The following is an 11,151-nucleotide window of genomic DNA, read 5'->3' as shown; positions in this document are numbered from 1 at the left end:
ACCGGCCCCGCCCTCACTCGTCGACCGACGTCAGGCCGGCAGCGGCCCGCGCGCCGCCGGTGCGCCGTGGCGCAGGGCACGACGCTCGCGGTAGCGACCGATCATGATGATCATCGAGCCGATGGCGAGGAAGCCGACCAGAATCGCCCCGATGTAGAGGAACGCCGACGGGTAGCCGCCCGCGCCGTGCGGGTCGAGGAACGGGTACGGGTACCACCACGGGGTGGTCCCGTCCGGGTTCCCGACGCGCTCGCCGCGGACCATCGTGTAGGTCGTCCACACCAGCGGGTACCCGACCAGCACCGCGAGCGACCACCAGGGCAGCGCCCGGCGGCGCGACGCCAGCAGCAGATCCAGCACGAAGTAGATCGGCAGCACGACATGGAGCACCTCGGCGGCGTACTTGTCGAGCATCGCGATCCCCGCGGTGTCGCCCAGCGCCACGGCCGACGGCAGCCCGCGCAGCAACAGGTTGTAGACGAGCCCCAGCAGCAGGATCGGTCCCGTGACGGCGGCGATGGCCAGCGCGATGCCGAGCGGCTCGCGTGACGTGCCCGGGTTGCGCATCGCCCATGATGCGGCCACGGACAGTGCGACGATGGCGAGCATCGTCGAGACGATCGTGAACAGACTGAAGTAGTTCGCAAGCACGTCGCCCAGGCCTTGACCCTGGCGAGCGGCGCGATCCACGTTGACGATGAATCCTGCGACGACTCCCGAGAATCCGGTCATCGCTGCGGCGATTCGAAACCATGCCCAGTACATTTTCCCCACCCTTTCAACACCACGCGGCTTGCGTGTCGTTCCCCTCAGCACAGGTGTACTGCCGGGGATACCGAGGAGCCGCGAACATTTGTTCCGCAGGCGCGGGGAAAACGTGCGCCACTATGGGTGAGTTGTGGTAAAGCTACAACGTGTCCACCGTTTGGTGGACAAGATCCACAAACGCTTGCAGTGACCGGGTTCCGGTCACCTCGACGCCGCGGAGGAGGAGACGGATGCCGCCTCCTCGCCGCTTCGCAACCGCCCCGTCGCGCGCCGCCGGCCCCACCACACGACGAACGCGCCGACCGCGATGATCGCGATCGCGATGCCGACGACGTAGAGGATCACGGAGGGCCAGCCGCCGGGGTTGTTCGGGTTGAGGAACGGGTACGGATACCAGAACGGATCCGCCGAGACGGGGTTGGTGATGAGCGGTCCGCGGATGATCGTGTAGACGACCCATGCGATCGGGAAGGCCACGATCGCCCACAGGCTGCGCCACGGCAGCGCGCGGCGCAGCGGCCCGACGAAGACGTCCGCGAGGAGGAAGAGCGGGCCGATCAGGTGGAGCACCTCGTTCGACCACCACACCGGCTCGCTCCCCTGCGGAAGCTCGATGCTGCGCAGCAGTGTGTTGTAGACGATGCCCGTGATGATCATGTACGTGCTGACGCACGCCAGCGCGACGGCGAGGCCGGTGGGCTCGGCATCCGCTCTCCGTCCGCGGGTGAAGAACCACACCGCAGCCCACAGCAGCACGGTGGCCGCGGCGGCGTTGGAGAGGATCGTGAAGAAGCTGAAGAAGTTCGCGATCGTGACCCCGAGGTCGCGATCGCGTTCGATGGCGGTTCCGATCGACGCGGCCAGCTGGCGGACGATCGCCGCGACGATGAGGGCCCCCATCGTCGCGCGGGCGGCGTACCAGACGCGCGTCCAGGTCGTGGTCCCCATGCGGTCACCATAGCGGGAGCGGATGCCGCGCCAGCGGACCGGCGCGGTGTGAACGCGTGTGGCGGCCAGGGTGCGCGATGGCCTGCAGCCCGGCTAGTTTCGCGACGGAGCCGGTCGCCGCGACCGGCCGGTGAAGGAGATCCGTGCCCACGCTGCTGGAGACCGAGGCCCTCGACTTCGTACGCGAGCTCATCCGCATCGAGTCGGTGAACACGGGGGCGGCGCAGGCGATCGGCGACGGCGAGACCCGCGCCGCGCGGTATGTCCAGGAGCGGCTGGCCGAGGCCGGGATCGCGTCGGAGCTCGTCGAGTCGCGTCCCGGACGCGGCTCGCTCGTCGCGCGCATCGCCGGGAGCGATCCGGATGCCGGTGCGCTGCTGGTCCACGCCCATCTCGACGTCGTGCCCGTGGAGGAGAAGGACTGGACGCACCCGCCCTTCGGCGCCGAGATCGAGGACGGCTTCCTGTACGGTCGCGGCGCGGTCGACATGAAGAACTACGCGGGGACGATCCTGGCCGTGGCACGGCATTTCGCGCGCGAGGGCGTCGTGCCGCGGCGCGACCTCGTCCTCGCCTTCCTCGCCGACGAGGAGAGCGGCGGCGTGTGGGGCGCGGGGTGGCTCGTCGAGAACCGTCCGGAGCTGTTCGCCGGCGTCACCGAGGCGCTGAGCGAGGTCGGCGGATTCTCGGTGCCGCTGGCGGCGGATCCCTCCGACGATCGTCGCGCCTACCTCGTCGCCACGAGCGAGAAGGGCGTCGCGTGGGCGACTCTGCGGGCGCGTGGGCGCGCGGCGCACGGTTCGCGGCCCACTCCCGACAACCCGGTGCTGCGGCTGGCGCGCGCGGTCGCCGCGGTGGGGGAGCACCGGTTCCCGGTGGTGCGCACCCCGGCGCTGCAGCGGTTCCTCGATGTCTTCGGCGAGGCCCGCGGGCTCGCGTTCACCGACGACTCGCTCGCCGACGACCTCGAGAGCCTCGGGTTCGTGTCGTCGCTGGTGGGTGCGACCACCCGCAACACCGCCACCCCGACCGTGCTCGTCGCCGGCGACAAGACGAACATCATTCCGGCGGAGGCCTCTGCGCGCCTTGACATCCGCATCCTCCCGGGCCAGGACGACGCGCTGCGCGACGGGCTCCGCGAGCTCGTGGGCGACGACATCGACATCCGCGAGGGGCGCTGGTGGTCGGCGACCGAGGCGCCGGTCGACGCCCCGATCATCGGCGTGCTGCAGGACGCCATCTCGGTGGACGACCCCGGCGGCGTCGTCGTGCCGTACTTGCTGCCGGCCAGCACCGACAACAAGCACTTCGCGAAGCTCGGCATCCACGGCTACGGATTCGTGCCCTTGCGCGTGCCGGCCGACTTCGACGTCTTCGCGCAGTTCCACGCCGCCGATGAGCGGATCCCGATCGATGCGCTGCACTTCTCGGCCCGCGTGACCGAGCGGATCCTGCGGACGGCGTAGCCCGCGGCGGCGGCGCTGGACGCCTCCGGGGGCGGGTGAGGGTTGCGGTGCGGCTCCGTGGGGTGGTGCGGTTGCGGTCGCGGTGCGGCGCTCGGGGAGTGGTGCGGTTGCGCGGGTGGTGCGGCGCGCGGGGTGGTGCGGCTCGTAGGGCGGCGCGGCAGCGGGGCGGTACGCCCCGTGGGGTGCTGCGGTTGCGCGGGTGGTGCGGCTCGGGGGTGGTGCGGCTCGGGGGTGGTGTGGCGACGGGCCGGTGCGACTCGTGGGGCGGGGGCGACGGAGCGGTGCGGCTCGCCGGTGGAGAGAGGGCCGCGCGCTGCGGCTCGCGTCCGGTGCGGCTTGGCGCGCCTACGCGGGGCCGAAGCGCTCGGCCTGCATCCGGCGGGCCGCGTCCGCCGGGTCGTCGTCCCAGACGCGCGGCCGGGCACCTTCGAGCGCACGGCCGAGCGACACCCAGCCGAGGTAGCGCAGCGGCTCCCATCCCGGCGCGGGCGTCAGCTGCTCGAGTGCGAGGTGCTCGTCGACCCGCACGCGGTCCCACGCGTGCACCACATGTCCATCGCCGAGGCTGAGGCCGACGTGACCCCAGTCGCGGCGCTCGCCGTGCAGTTCACCGACGCCCTCGTAGAACACCAGGGAGTGCAGGGGTGGGATGCCCACGCTCCCGGCGGCGCCATAGAGACGCGCCGACTCGGCCGCGTCATCGCCGCCGAACATCTCCAGATCGTTGCCGCGCTCGATCGCGTCCTCGACGAACGCCAGGCAACGGGTCGCGTAGTCGGTGTCGCCCTCGCGGGCGAGCGCCCAGTTCACAGCGTTGACGCCGCAGGTCTCTTCGTCGAAAGCCATCTCCTCCACGCTAGCGGACCGGCTGCCACCGCCTCGGTGGCGGTGTTATCGGCCGCACCGAGCGACCGCATGGCCGAGACGTCGACATACGCAGAGCGGGTGCAGGGACCTGCCCGAGATCACAATTGGGTTCCATCGGCCCCTAGCTGCCAGAGTGTGCGGCGCCTTGGGCCAGCGCAGCCTACGCAGGGCGAGCGAACGCGGCTTTTTGCCTCGCGGGTGCTGAGTGGTGCGAACCGGGAGGCCGCGCGATGGCGGTAGGCCTCCGCGCGTCGCCGTCTCGCGCGCACCGGCGCGGGCGCGGAACCGCCGAAATCAGAAGGGCGCGTCGGCGTTCGCCATGGGGCGGAACACCGGGACTGCGCGTTCGGGATCGACGCGGTAGCGACGGCCGGAGGGCGCGGTCCACAGGATCGCACCGCCGGACCCGGGGAGCTGTTCGATCGTCCAGTCGGTGTGATGCCTGACCGTGTGGTGGCCCTCGCAGAGCGGCCCGAGGTTCGTCAGCTCGGTGCGACCGCCGAGAGCCCAATCGACGTTGTGGTCGACGTCGCACCGGGAGGCCGGCATCCCGCACCCCGGTGCCATGCATCGATCCGCTCGCCACTTCACGAGCTTCTGCAGGCTGGGCGGCGGCCGGTACTGGTCACGACCGACCGAGAGGACCATCCCGGTCTCGGGATGGGTCAGCACCCGCGTCCACCCGGAAGCACCGCCGGCCAGCTCCCGCGCCACCGGCAGGGGGATCGGCCCGATGCCCTCGACGACGGGCGGTTCGATTCCGGCGGCCGCGCGCGAGGAGTCGGAGTCGTGCAGCAGCGCGAGCACAGGCACCGTGACGAACACGGTCGCGCGAACCCCCCGCGCCTGATCAGGATGTGCCTCGACGGACCCGTCGACGAGCAGATCGAGCACCACGTCGGCCCGCGCCTGGTCGAGGGTGCGGGTGTCTGCATCCCCCGATGTGACGGCCTTCGCTATCGCGGTCGCGCGGCTGTGCGCGGCGTGGATCGCGACCATCGGTGCGTAGACGTGAAGCCACCCCATCCCGTCGTCGTCGGACTCGACCGCCACTCGACGCTTCGCCGTGGCTCGCTCGTAGCGTTCGGTCAGTGTCGCGGAGCGCACCTGGTCGACGAGCCTGCGGAGCTTGCGACGGAACGTTCCCACCGGCTCCGCCTCTGCCAGCGCCAGACCGCGATCGAGGATCTGCTCGCGGAACTCCGGCTCTACCTCGTTCATCGCGGCCACCAGGATCTCGGCGTGCCGCTCGCTCATGCGAGCGCGCCCCATCGACTCCAGGACAGCGGGGTAGGAGTGCACGAGGGCGTCGGCGAACGCGAGCAGATCTCCGGCGGCATGCTCGGTGATCCGCAGCGCCGCGGCCAATTCGAGACGGATGCCCCGCTCCACGACCTCGGTCAGCACCCGGCCGTTCGAGGTCGCCTCGCGGAGCGCCTCCTGCCGCATCGCGTCGATGCGCTCCAGCCGCTGCGCGGCGAGGATCGTCATCATGTCGGCCGCCTCGACGACCAGATCGACCTCGTCGAGGAACACCCGGCCGGGGATCTCGACGTCGCTGAACATGTCGTCAGTGTAGAACAAAGGTACGACATTGCGGCGTCGCCCCAACCGCGTCAAGCCGCGGTGAGTCGACTCGGCTCGTTGGTTCGCCGATGCAGCCAACGATGTCCGACACTGAGGCCGCAACTGGCCTCGTGACGCCGCAGCGAGGCGACTGGCTCATGGCCGTCAACTCGAATGACCCACCAAACTGAGGGCTCACTCGCGCGTGGGGAGGCGCCGTCAGCGATCCGCCCAGCGTGATCCGTTGCTGCGAGGCAGTCTCGACTCGCGGTGGTCGCGGCGGATGCGGACCGGTTCATTCGTATCTATATACGCCTCCCATCCGTCGCCGCGCAGGGAGAACCGAGCCCAGTGAGCAAATGTCGAACCCGGCCCGCCGACGTATCGCAGCCGGCGGTCTCCCCGACCACGGATGCCGCACGCCCGACGGGCCGCGAAGCCGAGGCGCCGATCATCAGGCCGATCACGGCAGCGATTGCCTGGGCTGCGCCGCCGGTTCTCCTCACCGCGGAGCAGGCACCCTGCATCCAGGACCGCGGATCGGCGACCAAGCCGAACGTCAGGAGCATCGCCCGTCGCAGCGCTGGCCGGGGATGAGCTTCACGATGCTCCTCGCCGCGGCTCGGTGCTGATGCGGCCGCGCCTCGAAACGTCGACCCGCGAGTGTGTGGGCACCCGCTCCGCCTCAAGTCCCCACCCTCAAGAGGCGACAATGGATCCGGGCGGAGTGCCCCGCGGAAGGATGTCACGGTGAGCACATCGCACCCCCACACGGTCGCCGGAAAGGCCGCCGACGAGGCCGCCGGCGTCGTCATGGTGGAGGGTCTGCCCGGCTCCGGCAAGTCGACGAACGCCGCCGACCTGGCGGCCTGGCTGACCGAATCCGGAGCGGATGTCGAGCACTGGCCGGAAGGGCGCGCGGATCATCCCGTCGATTTCGAGAACGTCTCGCTGCTGACCGACGCCGCGTTCCGCCGCATCGGCGATGAGGATCCGGGCTCCTGGCAGACGCTCCGCGCCGAGGCAGAGCCGTACGTCGACGGATGGCTCATCCGCGGCACCGATCGCCTCGATCTCCCGGCCGACCTTGCCGCGCAGATCAGGAGCGCCGACGCGTACGACGGCGAGATCTCGCCCGACCGGCACGCGCGTGCGCTCTCGGAGAGCTGGCGGCGCTACGGGGAGCAGGCCCCGGCGCCCGGCGTCCAGGTCTGGGAATGCGTGCTGATCCAGAATCCCGTGTGCGCGTTCGTCGCTCGCTTCGACCGCCCCGAAGAGGATCTCGCCGCGCACGTGGAGGGGCTCGTCGCCGCGGTCCGCAACCACAATCCGATGCTCGTGTACCTGGATCCCGGCGACCCCGAGCCCGTGCTCCGGCGGGTCGCCGCGGAGCGACCGGACTGGTGGCTCGACTTCGTGATTCGCTACCACACCGGTCAGGGGTACGGACTGCGGTCGGGCCTCGAGGGCTTCGACGGATACATCCAGTTCATGCGGATGCGCCGCTCGCTCGAACTCGACCTCCTCCCTCGCCTGGACCTTCCGACGCTCGTGATCCGCACCGACGAAGAGCCCGCACCGGCCACGCGCGAGCGCATCCGCGCGTTCGCCGCCGAGCATCTCGCCGGCTGACACGGAGCGATAGCATCCCGGGAACGAGGGAGGCATCATGACGTCCGGCTGGACCCCGCTCGCACTCGTCTACCTCGGCCTGTCGGTCGTCGGCCTCGTGGGGACGTTCATCCTCAACGCGTGGACCGTCGTCGCCGGGCGCGACTACCTCGGCGACATCTTCGGCGGCGGCCCGGCCGTCTCCTCGATAGGCGTGGACCTGCTGGTCGTCGCGGTCGCCGGCGCCGTCTTCATCGTCGTCGAGGCACGGCGGCTCGGTATGAAGCGAGCCTGGCTCTACATCGTGCTCTCGCTGGTCACCGCCTTCGCGTTCACGTTCCCGCTCTTCCTCGCCATGCGCGAGCGCCGGCTGCGGTCGATCGCCGCTGGGCCGCACCAGCAGACCTGACAGAGCGGGTGCCGCAGGCCGAGGCCTCCTGCGGCGCCGAGCGCGCCTGACCTCGAAGTCGCCGACCAGACCGACCCCGGCACCGCGGCGGACCGACCGTCACCGCGCCACCGCCCGCACCGCACCGCGGACGCGTCCATTCGTTCCGCCGTGTGACGCCGCGTTGCACACCGTCACGATCCGTGTCGTCCGCGGACGTGGCCGGCTCGAAGCGGCGGCGAGGTCGGCCCTAGCGTCCTCGTACCGGCGCACCGACCCGCTCATCCCGCGCCGCCCATCGAGGAGCACCCGCATGACCGACACCCTTCCGCGCCGCGCCGGCGCCGACGAGGCCGCGCCGCCGGCGTCTGCGCCCGCCGCGTCGCGCGTCGACCTCGGCGACATCCCCGTCGTTCACACCAAGCACTGGTTCCGGTGGTCCATCGGCATCGTCGTGCTGTTCATCGTCGCCCAGTTCGCGTGGTCGCTGGTCACCAACCAGAACTACGAGTGGGACGTCTTCGCCCACTACTTCCTCTCCGAGCCGGTGCTGCAGGGCGTCGGCCTGACGCTGCTGCTCACCGCGATCTCGGCATCCATCGGCTTCTTCCTCGGCACGCTGCTGGCGCTCGCCCGCCTCGCCAAGTCGCCGCTCCTGAACTCCGCGGCCTGGCTGTTCATCTGGTTCTTCCGCTCCGTGCCGCTCGTCGTGCAGCTGGTGGTCTGGTACAACCTCGGCTACCTGTATCCGACGCTCGGCCTCGGCACGCCGTTCACCACCGACTTCTGGATCGTCGAGTTCCCGACGGTGCAGCTGATCAGCGCGTTCGCGGCGGCGATCCTGGGCCTGAGCCTGCACCAGGCGGCATATTCGGCCGAGATCATCCGCGGCGGCCTGCTGTCGGTCGACCAGGGCCAGCTCGAGGCGGCCGCGGCCCTCGGCATCCCTCCTCGCCGGCGCCTGAGCCGCATCATCCTGCCGCAGGCGATGCGCTCGATCGTCCCCAACGCCACCAACGAGGTGATCGGGCTCGTCAAGGGCGCGTCCGTCGTGTTCGTGATCGCGCTGCCCGAGGTCTTCTACGCGGTGCAGGTCATCTACAACCGCAACAGCCGCGTGATCCCGCTGCTCCTGGTCGCGGTGGTCTGGTACACGATCATCACCACCGTCCTGAGCATCGCGCAGTACTACATCGAGCGGCACTACGCCCGCGGCGCCGTGCGCGTGCTGCCGCCGACTCCGCTCGAGCGCGTGCGGCACTGGATCGCCGTGCAGTGGGCGCGACTGGGCGACGCCGACACCGGACCCCCGCCGCTCGTCGGCGTCGACGCACCGGTCGTCGCCCGGGCGACCTTCACCGGCTCGCAGAGCGACGCCAAGAACTCCGGAGGTACAGGCGCATGAGCATCGACACGATCGAGAAGACGGATGCCGCGACCTCGGGTCTCGTCGAGATCCACAACGTCCACAAGAACTACGGCGGCATCGAGGTGCTCCGCGGCATCGACCTCACCGTCGAGCCGGGCGAGGTCGTCGCGATCCTCGGGCCGAGCGGCTCGGGCAAGTCCACGCTCCTGCGCACGATCAACCACCTCGAGAGCGTCGATCGGGGCTCGGTGACCCTCGACGGCCAGCTGATCGGCTACGAGCTGCGGGGCGGCAAGCTCTACGAGCTCCGCGAGCGGGAGGTGCTGGAGCGGCGCACGCAGATCGGCATCGTCTTCCAGAACTTCAACCTCTTCCCGCACCTCACCGCCCTGGAGAACATCACCGAGGCGCCCATCGCGCTCGGCCGTCTCTCCAAGGACGATGCCAGGGAGCTGGCCCTCGGCCTTCTCGACCGCGTCGGCCTGGCCGACAAGGCCGAGCACTACCCGCGGCAGCTGTCGGGCGGCCAGCAGCAGCGCGTCGCCATCGCGCGGGCGCTCGCGCTCAAGCCCAAGGTGATCCTGTTCGACGAACCGACCAGCGCGCTCGACCCCGAACTGGTGGGAGAGGTGCTCGACGTCATCCGCGATCTCGCCCAGCTCGGCACGACGCTCATCATCGTCACCCACGAGGTCGGGTTCGCGCGCGAGGTCGCCGATCGCGTCGTGTTCCTCGACGGCGGTCGCGTCGTCGAGCAGGGCCCGCCCGCCGAGGTGCTGGTGCGGCCGCAGCATCCCCGCGTCCAGGACTTCCTCGCGAAGGTCCTGGCCTGAGCGGGACTCGCACGCCGAGTCCTCACCCGAGCAGTCCCTCCACCAACAGCCTCACCCGAGAAGAAAGTAGCAGCACATGGCACTGAGCAAGAAGCAGGGCATCGCGATCGGCGTCGGCGTCGTCGCGGTGGCCGTGATCGTCGGCGGCGTCATCTGGGGGGTCAACCAGAACGCGCCGGCCGAAGCCGCCACCCCCGAGCCCGACCCGACGTCGGCGAACGTCACGACCGACGAGCTCCAGTGGGTCCGCCTCGATGAGCCCGTCGCGGAGGCCGTCGCGGCGCTCGAGGCGAGCGGGTTCGAGCCAATCGAGCCCGGCAAGCTCACCGTCGCGCACTCGGCGTACGTCCCGCCGCTTGGCTACATCCCCGAGGGCGAGACCCTGCCCGCCGGCACCGAGCCCAACATCGGCGCGCTCATCGCCGACGCGCTGGGCCTGGAGTACAACCCGGTGGTCGTGGCGTGGGCCGATTGGCCGCTGGGCATCCAGTCCGGCAAGTACGACCTCATCACCTCGAACGTCACCGTCACCGAGGAGCGCAAGGAGCTGTACGACTTCGCCAGCTACCGCGAAGACCTGCTCGGCTTCTACGTGAAGTCCGACAGCGACATCGAGACCATCGAGGAGGCCGCCGACATCTCAGGCCTCACCATCGCCGTCGGCTCGGGCACGAACCAGGAACAGGTGCTGCTCGCGTGGAACGAGGAACTCGAGGCCGCCGGCCAGGCGCCGGCCGAGCTGCAGTACTTCGACGACAACGCCGCGACCACCCTGGCGCTGCAGTCGGGCCGGATCGACGCGACGTTCGGCCCGAACGCGACGTCGGCGTGGGCTGCTCGCGAGACCGGTGACACCAAGCTCGTCGGCCTCGTGCCCGGCGGCTGGCCGCTGACGGCCAACATCGCCGCGGCGACCGCGAAGGGCAACGGACTCATCGAGCCGGTGCACATCGCGCTCACCCACCTCATCGAGGACGGGCAGTACGACGAGGTCCTCGAGATCTGGGACCTGCAGTCCGAGCGCATCGAAGAGAGCGAGATCAACCCCGCAGGGCTGCCCAAGTCCTGACGCGCGCGCACAGAATCGGAGGTTTCGGACGGTCCGCCGGCGACGGATGCCGCCACCCGGCGCGTCGCCGAAAGCCTCCGATTCTGCGCCCGGTGGCTCCGGGCACGTTCGCGCCGGCTCGGCGGCTCCTGCGGGGCCGCGCCGCTCCAGCCGTTATCGGATCGTGACGAACCGGCCTCAGATCCGGCGGGGATCGCACCATGATCTTCAGTAGCAGTGCCGATCGCGCGATCCATGCGCCGGCGCCGACGGACGCAGAGGAGCCG

At 70.5% G+C, this 11,151-nt stretch carries 10 protein-coding genes; 6 read left to right on the top strand and 4 right to left on the bottom strand.

Annotated elements, in window-relative coordinates:
- Positions 1 to 30: 30 nt before the first annotated feature.
- Positions 31 to 732, bottom strand: coding sequence for a Pr6Pr family membrane protein (locus IM767_RS16415; protein ID WP_109208771.1), 702 nt, complete (start codon positions 730 to 732; stop codon positions 31 to 33).
- 237 nt (positions 733 to 969) lie between these two features.
- Positions 970 to 1,716, bottom strand: a complete 747-nt coding sequence (locus IM767_RS16410) for a Pr6Pr family membrane protein (RefSeq protein WP_109208772.1) — start codon at positions 1,714 to 1,716, stop codon at positions 970 to 972.
- Positions 1,717 to 1,859: 143 nt separating this feature from the next.
- On the opposite strand from IM767_RS16410, the gene IM767_RS16405 reads away from it, so the two are divergent.
- Positions 1,860 to 3,182 carry a M20/M25/M40 family metallo-hydrolase gene (locus IM767_RS16405; RefSeq protein ID WP_109208773.1) on the top strand — a complete coding sequence of 441 codons (1,323 nt, stop codon included), beginning with the start codon at positions 1,860 to 1,862 and terminating at the stop codon, positions 3,180 to 3,182.
- Positions 3,183 to 3,527: 345 nt separating this feature from the next.
- On the opposite strand, the gene IM767_RS16400 is transcribed toward IM767_RS16405, so the two are convergent.
- Both IM767_RS16400 and IM767_RS16395 read right to left on the bottom strand, forming a co-directional pair.
- Positions 3,528 to 4,028: a hypothetical protein gene (locus tag IM767_RS16400; RefSeq protein WP_109208774.1), complete on the bottom strand. Its 501-nt coding sequence runs from the start codon at positions 4,026 to 4,028 to the stop codon at positions 3,528 to 3,530.
- Positions 4,029 to 4,343: 315 nt separating this feature from the next.
- On the bottom strand, positions 4,344 to 5,615 hold the full coding sequence (locus tag IM767_RS16395; RefSeq protein WP_109208775.1) for an HNH endonuclease signature motif containing protein: 1,272 nt from the start codon (positions 5,613 to 5,615) through the stop codon (positions 4,344 to 4,346).
- A gap of 750 nt (positions 5,616 to 6,365) precedes the next feature.
- Between IM767_RS16395 and IM767_RS16390 the strand changes: the two genes are divergently transcribed.
- The 5 genes from IM767_RS16390 to IM767_RS16370 all read left to right on the top strand — a co-directional run bounded on the left by IM767_RS16390 (position 6,366) and on the right by IM767_RS16370 (position 10,885).
- Positions 6,366 to 7,247, top strand: coding sequence for a P-loop NTPase family protein (locus IM767_RS16390; RefSeq protein WP_109208776.1), 882 nt, complete (start codon positions 6,366 to 6,368; stop codon positions 7,245 to 7,247).
- 37 nt (positions 7,248 to 7,284) lie between these two features.
- Entirely contained in the window at positions 7,285 to 7,635 is a 351-nt protein-coding gene (locus IM767_RS16385) for a DUF2834 domain-containing protein (protein WP_109208777.1), read from the top strand.
- A gap of 292 nt (positions 7,636 to 7,927) precedes the next feature.
- Entirely contained in the window at positions 7,928 to 9,019 is a 1,092-nt protein-coding gene (locus tag IM767_RS16380; RefSeq protein WP_109208778.1) for an amino acid ABC transporter permease, read from the top strand.
- Positions 9,016 to 9,816, top strand: coding sequence for an amino acid ABC transporter ATP-binding protein (locus IM767_RS16375; RefSeq protein ID WP_109208779.1), 801 nt, complete (start codon positions 9,016 to 9,018; stop codon positions 9,814 to 9,816). Before IM767_RS16380 ends, IM767_RS16375 begins: the two co-directional genes overlap by 4 nt.
- Before the next feature lie 76 nt (positions 9,817 to 9,892).
- Positions 9,893 to 10,885, top strand: coding sequence for an ABC transporter substrate-binding protein (locus IM767_RS16370; RefSeq protein WP_109208780.1), 993 nt, complete (start codon positions 9,893 to 9,895; stop codon positions 10,883 to 10,885).
- The last annotated feature ends 266 nt before the right edge of the window (positions 10,886 to 11,151 follow it).

The organism is Microbacterium ureisolvens (assembly GCF_015278315.1).
Taxonomy (GTDB): Bacteria; Actinomycetota; Actinomycetes; order Actinomycetales; family Microbacteriaceae; genus Microbacterium; species Microbacterium ureisolvens.
This window is presented reverse-complemented; position numbering and strand designations above follow the sequence as displayed.

What these genes read in the sequence shown, in the direction of transcription:
- IM767_RS16395 (WP_109208775.1), bottom strand. Translation starts at nt 5,615, where the DNA reads ATGTTCAGCGACGTCGAGATCCCCGGCCGGGTGTTCCTCGACGAGGTC.
- IM767_RS16385 (WP_109208777.1), top strand. Translation starts at nt 7,285, where the DNA reads ATGACGTCCGGCTGGACCCCGCTCGCACTCGTCTACCTCGGCCTGTCG.
- IM767_RS16375 (WP_109208779.1), top strand. Translation starts at nt 9,016, where the DNA reads ATGAGCATCGACACGATCGAGAAGACGGATGCCGCGACCTCGGGTCTC.
- IM767_RS16400 (WP_109208774.1), bottom strand. Translation starts at nt 4,028, where the DNA reads ATGGCTTTCGACGAAGAGACCTGCGGCGTCAACGCTGTGAACTGGGCG.
- IM767_RS16415 (WP_109208771.1), bottom strand. Translation starts at nt 732, where the DNA reads ATGACCGGATTCTCGGGAGTCGTCGCAGGATTCATCGTCAACGTGGAT.
- IM767_RS16380 (WP_109208778.1), top strand. Translation starts at nt 7,928, where the DNA reads ATGACCGACACCCTTCCGCGCCGCGCCGGCGCCGACGAGGCCGCGCCG.
- IM767_RS16410 (WP_109208772.1), bottom strand. Translation starts at nt 1,716, where the DNA reads ATGGGGACCACGACCTGGACGCGCGTCTGGTACGCCGCCCGCGCGACG.
- IM767_RS16370 (WP_109208780.1), top strand. Translation starts at nt 9,893, where the DNA reads ATGGCACTGAGCAAGAAGCAGGGCATCGCGATCGGCGTCGGCGTCGTC.